This window comes from Chitinophaga sp. (genome assembly GCF_039596455.1).
In the GTDB taxonomy this organism is placed as follows: domain Bacteria; phylum Bacteroidota; class Bacteroidia; order Chitinophagales; family Chitinophagaceae; genus Chitinophaga.
In genome coordinates this window covers 1,116,657-1,137,129 of the sequence record NZ_JBCNJR010000001.1, presented here as the reverse complement: position 1 = coordinate 1,137,129, position 20,473 = coordinate 1,116,657, and the positions used below count along the sequence as shown (strand labels likewise).

General features: G+C 51.8%; 17 protein-coding genes. 2 read left to right on the top strand and 15 right to left on the bottom strand.

Features of this window, described 5'->3' with window-relative positions; all coding sequences use genetic code 11:
- Positions 1–115: 115 nt before the first annotated feature.
- The 12 genes from ABDW36_RS04735 to ABDW36_RS04680 form a co-directional block, all read right to left on the bottom strand.
- Positions 116–502: a cytochrome C oxidase subunit IV family protein gene (locus tag ABDW36_RS04735; RefSeq protein ID WP_343700724.1), complete on the bottom strand. Its 387-nt coding sequence runs from the start codon at positions 500–502 to the stop codon at positions 116–118.
- Positions 503–551: 49 nt separating this feature from the next.
- A complete protein-coding gene (locus ABDW36_RS04730) occupies positions 552–1,229 on the bottom strand; it encodes a cytochrome c oxidase subunit 3 (protein ID WP_343700723.1) in 678 nt (225 codons plus the stop codon).
- A 50-nt stretch (positions 1,230–1,279) separates the two neighbouring features.
- Positions 1,280–1,843, bottom strand: a complete 564-nt coding sequence (locus ABDW36_RS04725) for a cytochrome c oxidase subunit 3 (RefSeq protein WP_343700722.1) — start codon at positions 1,841–1,843, stop codon at positions 1,280–1,282.
- A gap of 7 nt (positions 1,844–1,850) precedes the next feature.
- A complete protein-coding gene (gene cyoE / locus ABDW36_RS04720; protein ID WP_343700721.1) occupies positions 1,851–2,729 on the bottom strand; it encodes a heme o synthase in 879 nt (292 codons plus the stop codon).
- A 99-nt stretch (positions 2,730–2,828) separates the two neighbouring features.
- Entirely contained in the window at positions 2,829–4,658 is a 1,830-nt protein-coding gene (locus tag ABDW36_RS04715; protein ID WP_343700720.1) for a cbb3-type cytochrome c oxidase subunit I, read from the bottom strand.
- 91 nt (positions 4,659–4,749) lie between these two features.
- The gene (locus ABDW36_RS04710; protein ID WP_343700719.1) at positions 4,750–5,790 is read right to left on the bottom strand and encodes a cytochrome c oxidase subunit II; all 1,041 of its coding nucleotides are present in this window, start codon (positions 5,788–5,790) and stop codon (positions 4,750–4,752) included.
- A 64-nt stretch (positions 5,791–5,854) separates the two neighbouring features.
- Positions 5,855–7,054, bottom strand: a complete 1,200-nt coding sequence (locus tag ABDW36_RS04705; RefSeq protein ID WP_343700718.1) for a quinol:cytochrome C oxidoreductase — start codon at positions 7,052–7,054, stop codon at positions 5,855–5,857.
- A gap of 45 nt (positions 7,055–7,099) precedes the next feature.
- On the bottom strand, positions 7,100–7,726 hold the full coding sequence (locus ABDW36_RS04700) for a c-type cytochrome (protein WP_343700717.1): 627 nt from the start codon (positions 7,724–7,726) through the stop codon (positions 7,100–7,102).
- Between the two features lie 90 nt (positions 7,727–7,816).
- A complete protein-coding gene (locus ABDW36_RS04695) occupies positions 7,817–8,410 on the bottom strand; it encodes a DUF3341 domain-containing protein (RefSeq protein ID WP_343700716.1) in 594 nt (197 codons plus the stop codon).
- A 40-nt stretch (positions 8,411–8,450) separates the two neighbouring features.
- Positions 8,451–9,884, bottom strand: coding sequence for an NrfD/PsrC family molybdoenzyme membrane anchor subunit (gene nrfD, locus ABDW36_RS04690; protein ID WP_343700715.1), 1,434 nt, complete (start codon positions 9,882–9,884; stop codon positions 8,451–8,453).
- A gap of 115 nt (positions 9,885–9,999) precedes the next feature.
- Positions 10,000–13,101, bottom strand: a complete 3,102-nt coding sequence (locus tag ABDW36_RS04685; protein WP_343700714.1) for a TAT-variant-translocated molybdopterin oxidoreductase — start codon at positions 13,099–13,101, stop codon at positions 10,000–10,002.
- Positions 13,102–13,176: 75 nt separating this feature from the next.
- The gene (locus ABDW36_RS04680) at positions 13,177–14,409 is read right to left on the bottom strand and encodes a c-type cytochrome (protein ID WP_343700713.1); all 1,233 of its coding nucleotides are present in this window, start codon (positions 14,407–14,409) and stop codon (positions 13,177–13,179) included.
- A 541-nt stretch (positions 14,410–14,950) separates the two neighbouring features.
- On the opposite strand from ABDW36_RS04680, the gene purN reads away from it, so the two are divergent.
- Entirely contained in the window at positions 14,951–15,514 is a 564-nt protein-coding gene (gene purN, locus ABDW36_RS04675; protein ID WP_343700712.1) for a phosphoribosylglycinamide formyltransferase, read from the top strand.
- A 20-nt stretch (positions 15,515–15,534) separates the two neighbouring features.
- Positions 15,535–16,200, top strand: coding sequence for a hypothetical protein (locus ABDW36_RS04670; RefSeq protein ID WP_343700711.1), 666 nt, complete (start codon positions 15,535–15,537; stop codon positions 16,198–16,200).
- Position 16,201: 1 nt separating this feature from the next.
- Here ABDW36_RS04670 and ABDW36_RS04665 read toward each other — a convergent pair whose 3' ends face one another.
- The 3 genes from ABDW36_RS04665 to ABDW36_RS04655 form a co-directional block, all read right to left on the bottom strand.
- Positions 16,202–18,445: a TonB-dependent receptor gene (locus ABDW36_RS04665; protein ID WP_343700710.1), complete on the bottom strand. Its 2,244-nt coding sequence runs from the start codon at positions 18,443–18,445 to the stop codon at positions 16,202–16,204.
- Between the two features lie 82 nt (positions 18,446–18,527).
- Complete coding sequence (locus ABDW36_RS04660) at positions 18,528–19,721, bottom strand: GTP-binding protein (RefSeq protein WP_343700709.1); 1,194 nt, start codon at positions 19,719–19,721, stop codon at positions 18,528–18,530.
- Positions 19,722–19,939: 218 nt separating this feature from the next.
- Positions 19,940–20,362, bottom strand: coding sequence for a MerC domain-containing protein (locus ABDW36_RS04655; RefSeq protein WP_343700708.1), 423 nt, complete (start codon positions 20,360–20,362; stop codon positions 19,940–19,942).
- Between the last annotated feature and the right edge of the window lie 111 nt (positions 20,363–20,473).

Here is a 20,473-nt window from a genome sequence, read left to right as displayed (position 1 = left end):
TCCTGGAAATGACGTTAAGATTTAAAAGTGATATAAATGCAAAAATGTAAAAGTGAAGCTATCAGTCCTGAAGGCATCACTTTTACATTTTTGCGATGATCGTTGATCAATGGTGTTAATGATGAGCAGGCGCTGCAGCGGGCGCTTCCTTGGCCGCGGGCGTGCCGGGCGAAAGGTTTCTGCGCAGGTTCTTCTGGGAATCTCCATCGGCCAGGAAGGCAATGATGAACCAGATGAAGAGCAGCAGCGGCATCAGGATGGTCATGATCAGGTTCTTGATCTCGTGCCTGAGGTGCATGAACTCTGCCACAATATAAAATGCCTTGAATATAGTGAGCAGGATGAACAGGGAGTTCAGCCACAATTTGCTCGGAAAGCCTGTGTAGAGGTGCACGAATGCCATACCTACTTCCACGATAGTGATGCCTAACAATATCCAGAACGTTTTCCAGATAACCTTTACCTGTGCGTCTTTATCGTGTGCTGAATGTGTATGCGCCATGATCTAAATAATTCAGTTTCTTTTATGATAATCAATTCAATTCTTTTGCTTACAGCAGGTAGAAGCAGGTGAATACAAATACCCACACCAGGTCTACAAAGTGCCAGTACAAGCCTACTTTTTCTACCATTTCGTAGTGACCGCGGTGCTCGTAGGTGCCTTTCAGCACGTTGATGAGCACAATGATATTCAGGATCACACCGGAAGTTACGTGCAGGCCGTGGAAACCGGTAATGGTGAAGAAGAAGTCGGTAAAATTGGTAGAGATAGCGGCAGAACCGTCTGCGTTCGGGAAGGGATTGCGGCCCCACCAGGCGCCTACCTCATGCAGGTGCGTCCATTCCCAGGCCTGGCAGCCAAGGAACATCAGGCCGCCTATGATAGTAAGTATCAGCCATTTGGTTACGGCCTGCTTGTCCATATACTTACCCGCGTGCACGGCCAGTACCATGGTAACGGAACTCATGATCAGGATGAAGGTCATCAAGCTCACAAATACCAGCGGCAGGTTGGTATGCCCCATGAACGGGAAGGAGTGGAACACCACGTTAGGGTCAGGCCAGGCTTCTGCCATGAAACGCTGCGTACCATAAGCTATCAGCAATGCGCCAAACGTGAAGGCGTCGGAGATCAGGAAATACCACATCATCAACTTGCCGTAGCTCACGCTGAAGGGGGAATACCCTCCGTTCCACCATTTTTTCTTCGCTGTTACTGCGTTATCCATTTTTACGAATTATGAATTTTATTGGTTCTAAACAGTATCTTCTTTAAAAATTATCTTGCCAGGCTGAAAAATATCAGCAGGTAAATCCACAGCCCGTCTACAAAATGCCAGTAGGTGGAAGCCACTTCAATAGGCACGGCGCTGTACGTTCTGATGCGCGTACGGTAAGCACGGAAAAACAGCACCATGAGCACCACTACGCCGCCCAGCACGTGCAGGATGTGCGCCCCTACTATCACGTAAATGAAAGAGGCAGACACCGTGCTGTCTAACGCCAGGCCATGGTTCTTCATATCTGAAAAACCTATTACCTGGCATACGGCAAATGCCAGGCCCAGCAGGGCCGTAATGGTAATGAGCTGCTTGTAGCTACCCATGTTGCGGGCCTTGAACTGGCGCTGCGCAAAATAGATGGTAACGCTGCTCAGCAGAATGAGGCCGGTAGATACCCAGAAAATCGTGGGCAGCTCAAAGCTCAGCCAGCTGGCTTGCGCACGTTTTACCACATAAGCGCTCGTGAAGCCGATGAACATCATCGTGATGCTGGCCATGGCTATCCACATGGAGTATTTATGCGGGTGTATCTTGTTTTTCTGCGCGTTCATTGTAATCATCTCCTCACTATTTTACTTTATCAAACAACAATGCCAGGAATATAACTGCCAGGTAAATGTACGAACCGAACATCAGCTTGCGGGCCGAGGGCACATCGCATTTACGGTACAGGTTTACGGCGCGGTACAGGTAAAAACAGCCTATGAGGATGGCCACAATGGCTGAAATGTACCCGGTAAGGCCCAGCAGGTAAGGCGCCACGCCTGCCGGGATCAGCAGCAGCGTGTACATAGCACTCTGCAGGGCAATCATTTTGCCAGGCCCCCTGTCAGACGGCATCAGCCTGAAACCCGCGCGGGTATAGTCTGTATGCGCCACCCAGGCAATGGCCCAGAAGTGGGGGAACTGCCAGAGGAACTGTATGGCAAACAGGGCCCAGCCTCCTTCGGACAGGGCGTTGGCGCCGGCCGCCCAGCCGATCAGCGGGGGCAAAGCACCGGGAAACGCACCCACCAGCACTGCCAGCGAGTTCCATTTTTTCCAGGGTGTATACACAAAACCGTATATCACCAGGGAAAGAAGGCTCAGGCCGGCGGCCAGCCAGTTAAAGGCAAACCCCATGATGGCAATACCTGCAGCACCGGTCACTATAGATACCACGCTGGCTTCGGAAACAGAGAGGCGGCCGGCCGGTAAAGGCCTGGGGGCCGTACGGGCCATCAGCTTGTCTGTTTCCTTTTCCAGTATCTGGTTAATGATATTGGCGGAGCCGGATACCAGTATACCACCTGCAAATAATAAAAGAACTTTTATCAAGTCAAATTCCACGCCGGGCACCAGCAGGTAGGCCACCACACAGGAAAACACTACCAGGAACGTGAGGGTGAATTTCATCATCATGAAATAATCCTTCACCCTGCTTGCAATGGCGTATGATAAAGACAACTTTATGGAATTTTCTTGCAACATATAATTTCTTCACTAAATCTGTTCCACAATTTCGATCTCCCGCGCTAATTCCTGTTACAACGTCCTTTCCTACAACTAGTGTTTGGACTCCTCAGGCGATACAGGTACGGTTTGCGGAATAAAATCCTTCCCGTCTTTGCTGTAATCATAAGCCCAGCGGTGCACCTCCGGAATTTCGCCGGGCCAGTTACCGTGACCGGGGTTGATGGGGGTGGTCCATTCAAGGGTAGTAGCGTTCCACGGGTTAGGCGTAGTAAGCTTGCGGCCTTTGAATATGCTGTAGAAGAAGTTGAATACGAACAGTAATTGCGTTGCGAACACAATAATTACCACAAAACTGATGAACGCGTTCAGTTCCTGGAACTGGTTGAAAGACGCCCAGGTTGAGTAGTCGAAGTAACGGCGGGGCATGCCTGCCATACCTTCATAGTGCATGGGCCAGAAAATGAGGTAAGCGCCAATGAGCGTGATCCAGAAGTGGATGAAGCCCAGCGTTTGGTTCATATAACGGCCGTACATTTTCGGGAACCAGTGGTAGATACCGGCAAACATACCGAAGAATGCGGACACGCCCATTACGATATGGAAGTGCGCAATTACGAAATAGGTATCGTGCAGGTGGATGTCTATTGCAGAGTTACCCAGCCAGATACCGGTAAGACCACCGGAAATGAAGGTGCTCACAAAGCCGATAGAGAACAGCGCAGCCGGGGTGAACCGGATGTTACCGCGCCAGATGGTGGTGATCCAGTTAAACACCTTGATGGCGGAGGGTACCGCAATCAGCAGCGTGAGCAGTACGAAGAACGCGCCCAGGAAGGGGTTCAGACCGGTCACGAACATGTGGTGCGCCCACACCAGGAAGGCCAGGATGGTGATGGCAAAGATAGAGCCCACCATGGCCAGGTAGCCGAAAATAGGCTTGCGGGAACTTACCGCCAGTATTTCAGACACCATACCCATTGCCGGGAGAATGATGATGTACACCTCAGGGTGACCCAGGAACCAGAACAAGTGCTGGTAGAGGATGGCAGAGCCGCCCTCGTTGGGCAGTACTTTACCGGAAATGAATATTTCACTCAGGTAGAAGCTGGTGCCGCCATGGCGGTCAAACAGCAGCAGTACGAAGCCGCTCAGCAGTACGGGGAAAGACAGTACGCCCAATACGGCGGTGAAGAAGAAGGCCCAGATGGTGAGCGGCATCTTCGTCATGCTCATACCCTTGGTACGCATGTTCAGGATGGTGGAAATATAGTTCAGTGAACCCAGCAGTGAAGACACCACGAAGATGGCCATACTGATGAGCCAGAGGTCCATACCGATTTTGGAACCGATGGAAGCATCTCCCAGAGCGCTCAGCGGGGGGTAGGAGGTCCAGCCGCCGGAAGCAGGCCCTGTCTGCACAAACAGGGAGCTCATCATGATCACGCTGGCCAGGAAGAAGAACCAGTAGCTCAGCATGTTCATAAAGGGAGAAGCCATGTCACGCGCACCTACCTGCAGGGGGATCAGCAGGTTGGAGAAGGTACCGCTCAAACCGGCTGTTAGCACGAAGAATACGAGAATGGTACCGTGCATGGTAACCAGGGCATAATATGCTTCGGCCGTGATCCTTCCACCCTCTGCCCAGTGGCCGAGGATGCTTTCCAGCCAGGGGAAGGTAGCTTCAGGATAACCCAGTTGCAAACGGAACAGTACAGAGAAGAACGCCCCAATGATAGCCCAGATGATCCCCGTGATGAGGAACTGCTTGGCAATCATTTTATGGTCCATGCTGAAAACATACTTCGAAATGAAGGTCTCCTCATGATGATGGTCGTGACCATCATGGCCATTACCATGCCCGTGCTCCACGTGGCCGTGGTGCGCTAAATCTTGACTGTGCAATGTTGCTTCGTTACTCATAATAAGTTCTGTTTATGATCAGCCGGTAAACGGGGCGGGCTTGCCGGCTATGTCTTTAATGTTTTCTCTTCAAAAATCGCTGCTTCTATAATTAATGGGCGGTAGCTACAGCTACGGCCTTGGTACTGTCGGCTGCAGGCTGGGCCGGGGCAGACTCAGGGGCCGGGTGGGCCTGGGAGTACTGCGTGGGCTGAGATGCCAGCCATGCGTCATATTCTTCCTGTGTTTCCACAATGATGTTCGCTTTCATGGAGTAGTGCCCCTTTCCGCACATCTGGTCACAGGCCAGTTCATATACAAAGTCCGGGTTGCCGGTACGTTTTCTCATTTCAGCCGTGGTATACTTGGGCGTAAACCACAGGGTGGTGGGGATGCCGGGCACCGCGTCCATTTTCAGGCGGAAGTGCGGCAGGCCCACGTCATGCACCACGTCCCGGGAGCCGATGATCAGCTTCACATTCTTGCCCACTACTACGTGCAGCTCTGAAGAAATGAAGTCATCGTGGTTCAGCTTGTCTGCCCAGTCCTGACCCAGCGGGTTATTGCTTTCGTTGATCTGTTTGAAATTGCGGCGGCCCAGTTGGCCGTCTTTACCGGGGTAGCGCATCATCCAGTTAAACTGTTTGCCTATCACCTCTACTACCATGGCATCTTTCGGCGCTTCGGACGTAATGCGCAGCCAGTGGCGGATACCGAAGGCCACCAGGATGGTGAGCACAATGGCGGGGATTACCGTCCAGATCACTTCCAGCTTGTTGTTATGCGGGAAATAAAAGGCTTTGCGGCCTTCTTTTTCCTGGTATTTGAACGAGAACCAGAACAGGAGTATCTGCGTAGCCACAAATACCGCCATGGTAATAATGAATGTTACTTTAATGAGCTGATCTATATCCTCACCCTGTACAGAGGCAGACTCGCCAAGCATCCTGTCCTGCAGAAGATCGTGGCACCACCATACGCCAACCAGTCCCAACACCAGGAATACGATCATCAGGAAACCGTTGATGCGGTTGGACTGCTCACGCGATTTCTTTTCACCTTTCAGAATGGACACATATTCGCTTGCCTTCGCAATCTGGAAGATCACGACGAATATGAGAACAACTACTAAAACTGCTAAATATCCTGACATTGCTATGAATAATAATTAAGTTATCTAATGCTAAACGTTTTTTCTCCTGTCGTTACGCCACGCATCAGGTGTGGTGTACAATACTTTCTTTCAGGTAAGGATGGTTTTTCGGCGTCAGCGGCGCTTTGGCCAGCTGATGGGCCGTGATCCAGATGATCAGTCCCACAAATCCAAGGCCGATGCCCAGTTCAAACCAGGGGAAATTCAGCTCTTTTACGGTGGCGGGCATTACCATCTGGAAGAAATCCAGCCAGTGGCCGAAAATAACTACTCCAGACATAACGGCCATGATAGTATAGTTACGCTTGGTAGAGCGTTTCATGAAAATTAACAGCGGCACAATGAAGTTGATGACCAGGTTCAGGAAGAAAATGGGTCTGAACGGGCCCCATACGCGCGGCTGGAAGTAAACGGTTTCTTCCGGCATGTTGGCGTACCAGATCAGCATGTACTGGGAGAACCAGAGATATGTCCAGAAGATGCTGAAGGCGAATATGAACTTGCCGAGGTCATGCAGGTGCTCTTCATTTACCCAGGGCAGGTAGCCGTTGCCTTTCAGGTAGATCACGAACAGCGCGATCAGGGAGAGACCGGATACCCAGGTGCTGGCAAAGGTGTACCAGCTATACATGGTAGAGAACCAGTGTGCGTCTATGCTCATGAGCCAGATCCACGGCGTGGTGGAGCCCATGGTGAGCGCATATACAACAATGAAGCCGGCGCACCAAACGGTACCGTTCCAGATGAGGGTTTTGCGGCCACTCTGGTCCAGCTTCATGGTATCTTCAGCGAGGGACATTTTGCGGATCTTCAGGGTCAGCGCCGTCCAGGCGCCAATGGTAACTACCGTAAAGATAGACACCATGGCGGGGTTCAGGAAAGGAGACTTGAACTCCAGTATCCTGTCTCCTTCCGGGTGGATCCAGTGGTAGATGTGCCCCTTGTTACCGAAGATCAGGAAAGCCAGCACAACCAGCAAAATTGCGCCCAGCACGGGAACAGCCATGGATATTGCTTCAGGCACGCGGCGGAACGCTATCTGCCAGCCGCCGTGGGCCAGCGTGGTTGCCGCAATGAAGAAGGTACTGGCCAACACCACCATCAGGAAGTAGGTGCTGTTTTGCAGTAAGCCTGCCCAGAAACGGGTGGAACCATGCTCGCCATGGAATGCAAATAATCCGATCAATAAAGTCAGCAAGCCAATACCCAAAAGCACGTAGCTGGTCGTTTTTAATCTTGCTGGTACTACAAATTGGTCCTTCATTACCGTTGTATATTAAATACTAAGTTGAAATGCGTTTAAAACAAATTACTGCGCTTGCGCTACTGCGGGGGCGCCAGCTGCAGCCGTTGAGTCTGCCGCGGGTGCTGCCGGCGCTTTACCGCCGCCCTGTATGTTTTTGATATAAGCTACTACTTTCCAGCGTTGCTCAATATCCAGCTGGCTGGCGTAGCTGCCCATCACGTTGTACCCGTGGGTAATTACGTGAAAAATACGGCCTTCGCTGTAGCCCAGCACCTTGCCTGCTATGAAAGAAGCAGGGGCTGCGGGGTACGGGCCGTCCCCGCCTTTGTACAGGGGGCCGTTGCCGTCCAGCTTGGTGCCATGGCATACGCCACAGTAGATATCATAAAGGCGCTTGCCTTCCTTGATACCGGCTTCATCCAACACCAGCGGGTTCTTCACCAGGTTTGCCTGCGCAGTGTCTTCCGCTTTCAGGTGATAGGGCAGCGGGGCACCTCTCTTAACCGTACCTTCCACCGGTTTCAGGCCGGCCAGGCGGCCGCTGTAGAACTCGTATGCACGGGACTCGTACATGTCAGGCATATAGATCTTACCGGGCTTTCTATTATGTGCTCCCTTGTTACCGCAGGCGGACAGTAAAGCCCCGCCGGCCAAGGCTGCTACAATCAGTATGTTGGAAGTCCTTTTCATCCGTAATTAGTTGTCTTTTCAGTGGTCGGATGCAACCCCGCTGTGCGCGGTCCCATCTCGTTTATATTCTAACTGATCTTTCTGTTTTGTTTATGCGTTCAGCGGTTCAATCTTTTTGGAAAACAGTTTGTCTTCCCTGTCAAAGCGGCCTAACCACCAGCCGGTCTCTGCAGTTTGTTCATTGATCTCCTTGGCGCCCACACTGTCCAGGAACGCTTTCACTTCTTCCGGGCGTGTTTTTTCCGTTACCTCAATGGCCATCACGAACAGGTCATCTGTCTGCCGCGGGTGGAAAATGTGTTTTTTCACGAAGGGGGCCATCTGGCAGAGGTACATGAAGGTCATCACCATCCCTACAGCAGAAAACAGCACCGTCAGCTCAAAGGTGATGGGAATGAAGGCAGGCAGCGGAAAGTGCGGCTTGCCGCCGATGTTCATGGGCCAGTCTGTTGTAAATACCCAGCTCATGAAAGATAAAGCGGTAGTGGTACCGGTAATACCATAAATGAACCCGGCGGTGTGCAGGCTGGTTTCCCGCAGGCCCAGGGCGTGGTCAAGCCCGTGCACGGGGAAAGGCGTGTACACATCATGTATCTTGTAACCGGCCGCGCGTACTTTCTTTACCGCCGGAAACAGTACCGCCTCATCGTCAAAACAGCCTACAACAAATTTTTTAACAGCCATATGGATAAATATTCAATAATCCGTTAATCAAATTCAATTCTTAGTGATGTGCCTGATCGTGCGCAAATTTTTCCGCGTCTTCGTCTTCGTACTTCACCATCTTCTCTTTAAAGTTCTCGCCGGAAGTTTTCAGGATGGATTTGATTTCCGCCACTGCAATAACCGGGAAGTATTTAGCGAACAGGAAGTAGCAGGTGAAGAACAGGCCGAAGGTACCCAGGTAAAAACCAACCTCGGGCCAGGACGGGCGGTAGTAGCTCCAGCTGGACGGCAGGTAATCGCGGTACAGAGAAGTACAGATGATCACAAAACGTTCAAACCACATACCGATGTTTACGATGATAGACATGATAAACGTCACCATGATGTTCCTTCTCATTTTACGGAACCAGAACACCTGCGGGGAAATTACGTTACAGGTCATCATGATCCAGTAGCTCCAGCCCAGGGGACCCGCGGCGCGGAACTTGTAGAAGGTGTCAAATTCATATTGTACGCCTGAATACCAGGCCATGAACAATTCTGTCAGGTAAGCCACACCTACTATGGAACCGGTGAGTACGATCACCTTGTTCATGGCCTCAATGTGGCCCAGGGTGATGTATTCTTCCAGCTTCAGTACTTTACGGGTGATGATCAGCAGCGTCTGCACCATGGCAAAGCCGGAGAAGATAGCGCCCGCAACGAAGTAGGGCGGGAAGATGGTGGTGTGCCATCCGGGAATTACTGAAGTGGCAAAGTCAAAAGATACGATGGTGTGCACGGAAAGTACCAGCGGAGTGGACAGGCCGGCCAGCACGAGAGACAGCGCTTCGTGGCGTTGCCAGTGTTTGGTAGAACCGGTCCAGCCGAAAGAAGCTACACCATATAAGTATTTGCGCAGTTTTGTTTTAGCCCTGTCACGCACGGTGGCAAAGTCAGGCAGCAGGCCTGAGTACCAGAACAGCAGGGAAACAGTGAAGTACGTAGAGATCGCGAACACGTCCCACAGCAGGGGGGAGTTGAAGTTCACCCAGAGCGGCCCGCGGGTGTTGGGGTAAGGCATTACGAAGAAAGCCATCCATACGCGGCCCATGTGCCAGATCGGGAACTGGCCCGCGCACATTACGGCAAAGATGGTCATGGCCTCTGCGGCGCGGTTCACCCCTGTACGCCAGCCCTGGCGGAACAGCAGGAGGATGGCGGAGATCAGCGTACCGGCGTGACCGATACCTACCCACCATACGAAGTTGGTGATGTCCCAACCCCAGCCGATTGTTTTGTTCAGGTTCCACACCCCCGTACCAAAGTAAACTTCCCAGGTTACGGAGAAAACACCAAACAGCAACAGGGCTATGGAAATAAATAAACCAATGTACCACAGCTTTCCAGGCTTGGCCTCAATAGGACTGATAATATCCTCCGTTACCTGGTGATAATCCTTAACCCCATCTACTAAAGGTTCTCTCAGTGTGGATTCGTACTTCAAATGCATAGTATTTTGAGCTTTGCTCGTTCCGGATCTCTCCGGAACTACGTTGTTTCAAAACTTAAAACTGATTCTTTTCTAATTCGATCTTTGCCCTTTCCCGCTTCCGGGAGCGGCTCTCTTAGTGATGAGCTTTCTCTTCCTTGTGCGCTCCTGCAGCTACCGGTGCGGCATCCTTGTTACGGATCTTGGCCAGGTAGTTGATGGACGGCAGCGTATGCGTTTCTTCCAGTACGTAGTACAGGCGGTCAACTTGCTCTTCGTTACGAACTTTGGCTATACGGCTGTCTTTATCGTTGATGTTACCGAACACGATGGCGTCTGTAGCGCAGGCCTGCTGGCAGGCGGTGCGGGCTTCGCCGTCTTTCAGGGGACGGCCGGCTTTTTTGGCCGCCAGTTTCGCGTCCTGTAAACGTTGTACGCAGAAAGAGCATTTCTCCATGGTACCGCGGCTGCGCACTACCACGTCAGGGTTCAGCACCATGCGGGTAATAGCGTCGTTCATATCAGCAGTATCGTGCAGGTTGCCTTCAAAGCTGTCTGCTCCGTTCCAGTCTCTCCAGTTGAAGCGGCGTACTTTATAAGGACAGTTGTTTGCGCAATAACGGGTACCGATGCAACGGTTGTAAGCCATCTGGTTAATACCTTCAGAGCTGTGGTTGGTAGCGGCTACCGGACAAACGTTCTCACAGGGAGCGTTGTCACAGTGCTGGCACAGCATGGGCTGGAACACTACTTCGGGATTGTTCTCGTCTCCGGCAAAGTAGCGGTCAATACGCAGCCAGTGCATTTCGTGGGCCAGTACCACCTGTTCCTTACCTACAACGGAAACGTTGTTCTCCGCAGTACATGCTACTACGCAGGCGCCGCAGCCGAAGCAGGAGTTCAGGTCAATAGACATGCCCCATTTGATACCGGGATATTCGAACTTGGTACCGCCGGTATACAGGGTGGCGTCGTTACGGAAATCTTCACCGTAATGGGCCAGGTGCGTCCGGTCGTGGTTCACCTCTTTCGGGTTCTTGATGAACTCTTCGAGGGTAGTTTCTTTGATGATGGGGCGGCCCTCATAGCTGTTGTGCGTTTGAGTGAGGCCCACGGGATATTTTCTGCCTGTAGCTTCTGCTTTTGCATCTGTGGCAAAGTAGCTGAAGGTCTGACCGTTGAAAGAAGCGAAGGGATAAGCGTTGGCGCCTACTTCACCGGCGGCCTTGCCGATGAACTGTTTTTTGCCGCGGCCGTAACCTACTGCAATGGCAATTACATCGGGGTGAATACCGGGTACGATCAGCAGCGGCAGTTCTACGGAGTAGCCTTTGGCAGTGATTTTCAGTACACGTTTTTCAGCGTTGATCTCGTAATTGTCTCCCAGTTCGGTTTTGAAAGTTTTGGCCACTGTGTTGGATACACAAGCGTAGTTGTCCCAGGTAGCGCGTGTGATCGGGTCGGGCATTTCCTGCAACCAGGGGTTGTTGGCTTCTTTACCGTTACCGATGGCTACTTTTTCATACAGCACCAGCTCCAGGCCGCCTGTTTTGGGAGCGCTGATCCTGGCTGCAGCAGAAGCTGCGTCTGCAGTAAAAGTAGCGCCTGCCAGGGCTGCGCCCGGAGCAGGTTCAATGATACCATCCTGCAGGGTTTTGTCCCATGCTTCCTGAGAACCCAGTTTGGCTACCCATTCATTCTTCAGGTAATCTTCCCAGGTGGTGGTGTTACCACTCCAGCTCAGCAGGGAAGCCTGGAAAGCGCGGGTTTTGAACAACGGTGCAATGGTAGGCTGAATAAAGGCATAGTAGCCGGTCCGGCCTTCCGCATCGCCCCAGCTTTCGAGGAAGTGATGGTCAGGAATGATGTATTTGCAGTATTGTGTTGTTTCGTCGTAACGGTCGTTGAAAGATACGGTCACCCCTACTTTTTTGATACCGTCTACGAATTTCTTCGCATCGTAGTAATCATAGGCGGGGTTTACGCCATGAACCAGCAGCGCGCCTACGGAGCCTGCGTTCATGTCTTTCACCAGCTGTTCCATATCCGCGTCAATACCCTGGCGGTAGTTGCTGGTAACGGCCCAGTCTATGGTAGTACCGTTGGCGCCGGCCAGGTTGTTGATGGCGTTTACAATGATCTGTACGTTCACGTCGTTAGAGCCTGACACTACCAGTACTTTGCCTGGGTTGGCCTGGATGGCTTTAGCGGCTTTGGCAATGCCTTCTTTCAAACGGGCGTCTGCCAGTGCGGGGGCTGTAACGCCGCCGCCCAGGGCAGCCAGCAGGGCAACTGCTACCGCGCCGGTTTCTGAGGGGCGGTGGGTATAGCGCTCGTCAGCGTTGGCGCCGGTAAGGCTCATCATGCTTTCAAAGTGGAAATGTTTGCTCATTTCCGGCCTTTTAGCGTCGATCTTACGGTTTTTGCCGTACTGGCGGGAATATTCGGAAGGGTTCAGCCAGGTACCAAGGAAATCGGCGCCGAGGCTTACCACTACTTTTGCGTTCTCGAAATGATAGGAAGGCAGGGCCCTTTTGCCGTAAGACTGCTCATTGGCCAGCAGCATGCCGGAGTAAGACACTGCATCGTATGTTACATGGCGGGAGCCGGGGTATTTGGCCAGGAACTCACCGATCAGTTTTTTGGTGGTAGGGCTGAGAATGGTGGAGGTAAGCAGTACAACGGGCTTGCCGGTGATAGCGGCTACCACTTGTTTGTCCAGCTCGGAGAACAGGGCTATTTCCTTTACTCTTTCTTCCAGGCTTTCTTTATCAGGCCCGTTGTTAATACCGGGGTAACGGAGGCGCGCCACGTCGTACAGGCCCAGTACAGATGCCTGCACCCTGGCGGTGTTGCTGCCTTCGGTTACGGTAGACATTTCGTTGCCTTCTACCTTGATGGGGCGGCCCTCACGGGTTTTCACCACCAGGGGTACGTATTCACCGTCTATGGTATAGGCAGAAGCATAATAGTTGGGTACACCAGGCGTAATGTCCTGGGGTTTATTCACGTAAGGGATGGCCTTCTTAACAGGGATGTCACAGCTGGCGGCAATGGTAGCGGCCGCAGTGGTGAACCCCAGGTATTTCAAGAAATCCCGGCGGGGGGTAGTGGCACCCAGAAAGCTGTCACTCTCTTCGAACGGCAGATCTTCCCTGAATTCGTTCTTCACAGCTTCCTGATGCGCAGCGGTATTGTGCAACTCCTCCAAGCCTTTCCAATACTTTTTTTGCTCCATGTGATTATATCGAGTTACGATTTAAAAAATGTTGAGTTACGGCTGGTTTGCATACAGCCGTTGCTTCCTTATATATTAATAGTGACACTTTTGGCACTCAGTACCACCCAGCATTTCTACGGTCACACTGTCAATCTTGTTTTCCTTGATATCGTTGTGCAGTTTTTCAAAGATGCTGTAGTAGTTGTTTTCGGTGAACTGTACTTTGGTAGTACGGTGGCAGTTCACGCACCAGCCCATAGAGAGGTCTGCGAACTGTTTTACTTCATCCATCTGCTGAATATCACCGTGGCAGGTCTGGCATTGTACTTTACCGGCTGCTACGTGCTGGGAGTGGTTGAAGTAAACGTGGTCAGGCAGGCTGTGGATCTTGGTCCACTCAATGGGTTGACCTGGTTTGGTATAACGGCCGGCTTTCGGGTCCCAGCCTACATGGTCGAATAATTTCTGGATCTCTGCAGTACCATTTACTTTTTTGCCTTCCGCGGTGAACAGGTCCGGCCCGGTATATTCGGTAATGGCCTTGTGACAGTTCATACACACATTTTCTGAAGGTATCATGGCGTGCTTGCTCTTTTCTGCAGAAGAGTGGCAGTACAGGCAGTTGATCTGGTTGATGCCGGCGTGCACCTTGTGGGAGTAGAAGATGGGTTGCTCCGGCATGTAGTTTTGCTGGCGGCCCAGGCCTATAGCGCCCTGAATGGTGAAGTAACCGCCTACCACAAAGAGGATCAGGATGCCCAGGGCAATGTAAGCCTTGTTCTTATAGAAAGGAACGGGCTCCAGGCGCTCATGGCCTTCTTTCTCAGCTGCCAGCTTGTTCAGGTTGCTGTTGATCTGCATCAGTATCACCGCTACAATAGCCAGTATGAGGGTGATTACGCCGAAAAGCAGGCTGTTGCTGCCTGAGTCTTCTTTTGCCTCACCGGCCGCAGCACCCTCAGCGCCCGGCTTGGCAGCGCCCGGAGGCGGTACGGAGTTGATGTAAGCCAGGATATTATCAATATCCTCGTCTTTCAGCTCCGGGAAGGGCGTCATGGTGAGCTTGCTGTACTCGTTGAACAGATCATTGGCATACTTGTCACCAGTAGCAAGAACGGATGCGGAGTTGCGTATCCACTGATGAAGCAGTTTTTTGTCCGGCCACCGGTCCTCAACCCCGGCCAGAGCAGGCCCGGTTAATTTCTTATGAGGATTATGGCAGGAGGCACATTTCTGCTGAAATAGCGTCTTACCGGCAGCAGGATCCTGTGCCTGCGCAACGGAAATAGAACCAACCAGTCCCGCGCATAGGATAAGAACACTCACAAATTGCTTACGCAAACGAATGGAAACACGACGATACACAGCCTATTTAGTTTAGATTTGACCTAAGGTTTCTTAAAAGTGCCAGCAAAAATAAGACAGAATGTTGACAATTTACCAACAATTAAAAAAAAGTTGTCCTTGTTTTGAAAGCGCTTTTTATATAATATCCGCGAGACCTTCATCTCCCGAAACTCAATTCCATGGCTATTCTAAAGGGTACACCCACTATCCGCTCCCGTTATCCTGTTATAAATTCCTGATAAAAATCATATTTCCGCAATTGTCCAAATTGCGGTACACGAGTGATACTATTTTTGCAGTTGAAGAGTGCCTGTTGGTGGAGAAGAGCCTGCCTGCCGATACCAATCCTTAACAAGATAGAATAATAAAGGTTGAGTCCGCCTGACCAGGGTCATTCACATGGTATGATTATCATCATAATATCAGCACCGGGGAAGCTCACTTCCCTAAATTTAGGAAAAAAATACCTGAACCATAAAGTCTTATCTGCCTATTTTTGCAGCTTAATAAACCAAGCGGCTTGAAAAATATTGCGATTTTTGCTTCCGGCACCGGCAGCAACGCCCAGAAGATCATAGACCATTTCAGGGATTCCGGGCTGGCCCGGGTGTCCGTCATACTGTCCAACAAAGCCGATGCCGGTGTGCTGGCCATAGCCGAACGGGAACAGATACCCGCCGTAGTAATAGATAAAGAACAGTTTTTCCGGGGAGATACGTATGTGAAACTGCTGCAGGAGCTGGGAACAGACCTGGTGGTGCTGGCAGGCTTTTTATGGAAGGTGCCGGCCAACCTGGTGCAGGCTTTCTCCGGCCGTATCATTAATATACACCCTGCGCTGCTTCCCAAGTTCGGGGGTAAAGGCATGTACGGGCATTTTGTACATGAAGCGGTGCTGGCCGCCGGGGAAAAAGAAAGCGGCATCACCATTCACTACGTGAATGAACAATATGACGATGGCGGCGTGATTCTCCAGGAACGCTGCGCGGTTTTGCCGGAAGACACGCCGGACACGCTGGCTAAAAAAGTACAGGTGCTGGAGCACCAATGGTTCCCCCTAATTGTGGAACGATTATTGAAATAATTCAGAGAACCTACAGTTGTATGAAAAGATTACTACCCTTTTTCCTGCTGTTCGCCTTTTCCAGCCTGACGGCCGCTGCCCAGGAAACCCGCCAGGCCACCTTCCGCAAGGGCACGTACCTGAAAGTAAACCCTTCTACCATTATTAATGAACTGGATATTTACCTGGAACAGGAGCTTTCCGAAAAGCTGAGCCTGGAACTGGGCATTACCGGTATTTATACAGACTACCCTGATTATGTGTTCTTTAAACGCATAGACCTGGGGAGAGAAAAGCCCGGCATCACTACAGAGCAGTTTGTGGAAGGCCGGGGCCTTGGCTTCAGGGTGGGCATGAAGTGGTACCTCGTCAGGCAGGCTGCCGCCTTTAATGCCAGGGGCACCTACTTCCAGCCCGTTCTCTTCTATAAAAAGATATTCTACCCCAAAGAGGACGTAGTCCTCAATAACACCATCTATAAAGATGATGGCGATAAAAGTGTATATGGCATTCAATTCCTGCTGGGCAGGCAAATGACAAGGGGAAAGTGGATACTGGACCCTTACCTGGGCATTGGCGTCAGGAGCAAGGTGTACCGCTATACCAACCACTCCTCTTCCGGCGTGGCAGTGAATACAGACCGGGGAGAAGTAGTGAACGTACTGCCCAGCCTGCACCTGGGCATTAAGGTAGGGCTCAGCCTGTAATTTACTGCCGGGTGAACCGTACTCCCAGAAAACCCCTGATACCCTGGTTGGGCGCAAATACATAACTGGGGTCAAACGTGAGCCCGTACGGGTCTACTGACCCATCCGCATTATACCCTACATTTTTATCGAACGGGTCATGCGCATGCGCAATGGAATTGCGGGGTGGCAGAAAGTTCAGCAGGTTTTTGACCCCGCCGTACAGTTCCCAGCCGCCGGTGAACTTCCTGGTCAGCTGCACGTTTTGGATGCTCCACACGGGTGAGCGTGAAGGCCGCGGGTCATTGGGCTGCACCGGCAAGAGCATGGGCCCATATACATTCCCCGTATAATCTACACTCAGGCCCGCCCGCGGAAAGCTGTAAGAAACGGCCCAGGTACCGGAAAATCTTTCCGTAAGCATGGGGCGTGTTTTCCCGTTCCCTTCTTTTTCATACACGTCCATAAATGTAACCCCGGCAATTACCTTCAGGGGAAAGGAGAACATCAGATCTGCGTTGAGGCTCAGGCCTTTGGAAATGGCGTGGCCGCTGAGGTTATCATAAGCAATGGTGTCAGGCCGGCTATAGTCAGGCATGATCTTGTTTGAAAAATAGGTGTAAAAGGCTGTAGCGTCCAGGTTGAGGAAAGCATTGTTCAGCGGTATCTTTTTGGTGTAGTTCAAATTGACGTTCCAGCTGCGCTCCGGCCTCAGCTCGCTTTCGATCACCACCTCCCGCGCTCCGCTCAGGGCGGCATGGTCTTCCGTGAAAATAGACACTACCCGGTAGCCGGTACCCGCGTTCAGCCGCAGCACGTTCTTATAGTTGGGAGACCATTTGTAGGCCAGCCGCGGGGTGAAAATACTGCCGTGAATAGAATTATGATCGTACCGGAGGCCGGTCAGCAGCGAGTGCTGCGCGGCAAACTTCCATTCATCCTGCACAAATATTCCCGGCAGGAATGTGCGCTGTGGCTCATTGTTGTCTTTACCGGCTGTAGCCACCGTGTTATCGTCATAAAACGTGTACCGGAAAGGAAGGCCGGCCAGCAGGTTGTGTTTGCCCGCCGTTTTGTCCCACGTAAGCTGCGCAAAGGAAATGCTCTGCCTGGCCATAAAAGGCACCACCCCGTAATAGGAGTTCTGGTCATGAAAATTGAAGGAAGCCTGCAGCATTACCCGTTCCTTGAGGGGAAGCTGGTACTGGCCTATTATTTCCGCGCGACTGGTAAAAATGCTTTCTCCATAAACACTGTCCGTGCCCCGCCAGTGTTTATTCCACTGTGTCTGGCCACCCCAGCGGTCTTCATAAAAATACCGGGCGGCAATGGTGGCCACCCTGCCTTCCGGGCGTTTAAAGTTCCACTTGTTGAATACAGAGATGCGGTGCTGTAGGGTAACGTCTGTAAATCCGTCCCCATTTTTATCAAACGGCTGCTGATAATTGAAATAGTTGAGGCCCAGCAGCGCCTCCGCCTTTGCACCCGCATTGAAGCGCATGCCCAGGTCTGCGTTATATTCCTGCCAACTGGTGGCCATCACATCTGCGGTAAAGGCCGGGGCTGTGCCAGGGGATTTGGTGATGATATTGATAAGCCCTGCCACAGCTTCAGACCCGTAGAGTGTGGACGCCGGGCCTTTTACAATTTCCACCCGTTCTACCAGGCTGTTGGGAATACCGGAAAGCCCGTACACCGTAGAAAGGGCGCTGACAATGGGCATGCCATCTATCATTACCATGGTGTAGGGCCCTTCCAGGCCGTTGATATGAATGTCTCCGGTGTTGCACACATTGCAGTTCAGCTGCGGGCGCACGCCGTTTACATTTTGAAGCGCATCAAATATGCTGGGGGTGGGGTTCTTTTTGAAGAACACGGGGGAATATACTTCTACCGGCACCGGGCTTTCCATTTTGGTAACCGGGCGCAGGGTGCCGCTCACAACTACTTCATTAAGGCTGGAGGAAGTAGCCTCCAATCGTATAGTCACTGTGGTGGTACCGGTTGTTTTCACCTGTACCGGTTGTACATAGGTAACATATCCTACAGCGCTTACCTGCAGCGTATGCCTGCCTGGGGTAAGGGAAGGAATATCAAACTCACCGGCTTCGTTGGTAACGGTGCCGGTTTTCAGATCTTTAAAACCAACGCTGGCAAAAGGCACCGGCTTGTCTGCCGCCACTACCTTTCCTTTGAGCCGCCCCTGGGCGGAGGCTTCAGCGGCTGCGGCCAACATTAAAAAGAGGCATACTATTCTAGGGAACATTGTAAAATTTTATAAGGCAAATTTAAAACCTAAAACTATATGTATCTAAATTTATTTTTAGGTTAATCTAAATTTACTATGCTTACAATGCCGGGAACGGGTCTGTAAACACCTCACGGTCTACCCACCAGCCAATTTCCGCCTCATTGCACAGGCAGGCATCCAGCGCGGCGGTCACCTCCGCTTGCTGCAACTGCCGGCCGATGATGACAATTTCATTGTACCGGTCTGCAAAGAGCGGATGCCAGCGGCTGCGCACGGCCTGCTCCCCGGCCGCATCCAGCCCCCATTCCTTCTCCGGAACCGAACACCACCAGACGCCCGCTTTGTCTGCCATTACCGAAGCGCCCGCCTGACTCCAATTGATGGCCACCTCCGGCCGCGAGGCTATCCAGCAAAGGCCTTTACTGCGCAATATGCCTTTTGGCCATTGCTGCTGGATAAAGTGCCAGAAGCGCTGCGGATGGAAGGGGGCGCGGCTGCGGTATACAAAAGAGCTGATACCATATTCTTCTGTTTCCGGCACATGCTCTTTTTCCAGCTCCGCTATCCAGCCGGCGCTCTGTGACGTTTTTTCAAAGTCAAAGAGGCCGGTGTTGAGTATTTCCCGCAGCGGCACCTTTGCCCGAGAGGCCTCAATAATATGCGCATCTGCATTGAGCTTGCGCAACAACGCTTTCAGCGTGTCCTTTTGCCCGTTGCTCACCAGGTCACATTTGTTCAGTATAATTACATTGGCAAACTCTATCTGGTCTGTAAGCAGGTTAGCAACGGCGCGGCCGTCTTCTTCCAGCAGGGCGCTGCTGCCATAGTCCCGGTGAAAGTTGAATGCGTCTACCACCGTTACCAGTGTATCCAGCCGGCTGAAGGCGCCCAGGTCTATGCCCAGCTGGTCATCACGATAAGTGAAGGTTTGGGCTACGGGCAGCGGTTCGGAAATGCCGCTTGACTCAATCAGCAGATAATCAAACCGGTTCTCTGCGGCCAGGCGCTGCACCTCCTGCAGCAGGTCTTCCCGCAGGGTGCAGCAAATGCAGCCGTTGCTCATTTCTACCAGTTTTTCCTCGGTATGGTGCAGCACGTTCTCATTCCGCACCAGTTGCGCATCTATATTCACCTCGCTCATATCATTAACTATAACGGCTACACGTAGCTGTTCTTTATTATGTAATATATGATTAAGCAGGGTGGTTTTGCCGGCGCCCAGGAAACCGCTGAGCACGGTAACCGGCAGTTTCGTGCGCCGCGGCGTGCCTGCAGTGAAGGGAAGTTGCATATGTTAAAAACTTGTGGTCGTTTACGAATCGTTTCGGGAGAGCAAATACAAAAGTTTAATCGGTGAAAGATCTTTCATATACCAAAGGGCCGGGCGGAAAATTGTCACATATAACAAAGAAGGAGGCGCCCCGCACCAGCGTTCGGCACTTTACGTTGCACCTGGCAATTGACACAGGCCTTTCAATCCAGTATGCCCGCTCCGCAGCCGGTTTTCAGTCACACGCCGGCGTTTTCACATTCAGCTGCATTTTCACTGCTGCAAATCTTGCAGCTCCGGCACGCTTTAATATTCCTCAAGTGCGCCCACACGATCAGGCCTGCTCCGGCCGCAATTACAAACGGCTCCCAACCCTCAGGCATGAGAAAATGCCCCGCCAGCAGTCCTGCGTAGCCTACCGCAAACAACAGCAGCGGCAAAGCGCGGTGGTGATGTTTCAGGTAGCCCCGCCACAGGGCGGTACAGCCTGCCAAAAATGAGAGCACCAGCAATGCGTACTCCAGGTTTTCATTTTCAAGTACCTCCAGGCCCAGCAGCGGCAGGGCGGTAATTACCAGCGGCAACAGTACGCAGTGAATGGCGCATACCAGTGAAGCGCCTATGCCCAGGGTATCCAGGCTCCATTTTGAGAACAGGTTCATGGGTTTGATTCTTTTTGTGGACAACAAATGTAGGATGTTTATGCAACATTGTTGCAATTTTATTTAAATTTAAGAAATAATATCAGGCGGGATGGGTATCTTCATGCCGCA

Bases quoted from the DNA above. Each gene is read 5' to 3' on its own strand.
- ABDW36_RS04735 (WP_343700724.1), bottom strand. From the start codon at position 502: ATGGCGCATACACATTCAGCACACGATAAAGACGCACAGGTAAAGGTT.
- ABDW36_RS04730 (WP_343700723.1), bottom strand. From the start codon at position 1,229: ATGGATAACGCAGTAACAGCGAAGAAAAAATGGTGGAACGGAGGGTAT.
- ABDW36_RS04725 (WP_343700722.1), bottom strand. From the start codon at position 1,843: ATGATTACAATGAACGCGCAGAAAAACAAGATACACCCGCATAAATAC.
- ABDW36_RS04715 (WP_343700720.1), bottom strand. From the start codon at position 4,658: ATGAGTAACGAAGCAACATTGCACAGTCAAGATTTAGCGCACCACGGC.
- ABDW36_RS04710 (WP_343700719.1), bottom strand. From the start codon at position 5,790: ATGTCAGGATATTTAGCAGTTTTAGTAGTTGTTCTCATATTCGTCGTG.
- ABDW36_RS04705 (WP_343700718.1), bottom strand. From the start codon at position 7,054: ATGAAGGACCAATTTGTAGTACCAGCAAGATTAAAAACGACCAGCTAC.
- ABDW36_RS04700 (WP_343700717.1), bottom strand. From the start codon at position 7,726: ATGAAAAGGACTTCCAACATACTGATTGTAGCAGCCTTGGCCGGCGGG.
- ABDW36_RS04695 (WP_343700716.1), bottom strand. From the start codon at position 8,410: ATGGCTGTTAAAAAATTTGTTGTAGGCTGTTTTGACGATGAGGCGGTA.
- nrfD (WP_343700715.1), bottom strand. From the start codon at position 9,884: ATGCATTTGAAGTACGAATCCACACTGAGAGAACCTTTAGTAGATGGG.
- ABDW36_RS04685 (WP_343700714.1), bottom strand. From the start codon at position 13,101: ATGGAGCAAAAAAAGTATTGGAAAGGCTTGGAGGAGTTGCACAATACC.
- ABDW36_RS04670 (WP_343700711.1), top strand. From the start codon at position 15,535: ATGAAAAGATTACTACCCTTTTTCCTGCTGTTCGCCTTTTCCAGCCTG.
- ABDW36_RS04665 (WP_343700710.1), bottom strand. From the start codon at position 18,445: ATGTTCCCTAGAATAGTATGCCTCTTTTTAATGTTGGCCGCAGCCGCT.
- ABDW36_RS04660 (WP_343700709.1), bottom strand. From the start codon at position 19,721: ATGCAACTTCCCTTCACTGCAGGCACGCCGCGGCGCACGAAACTGCCG.
- ABDW36_RS04655 (WP_343700708.1), bottom strand. From the start codon at position 20,362: ATGAACCTGTTCTCAAAATGGAGCCTGGATACCCTGGGCATAGGCGCT.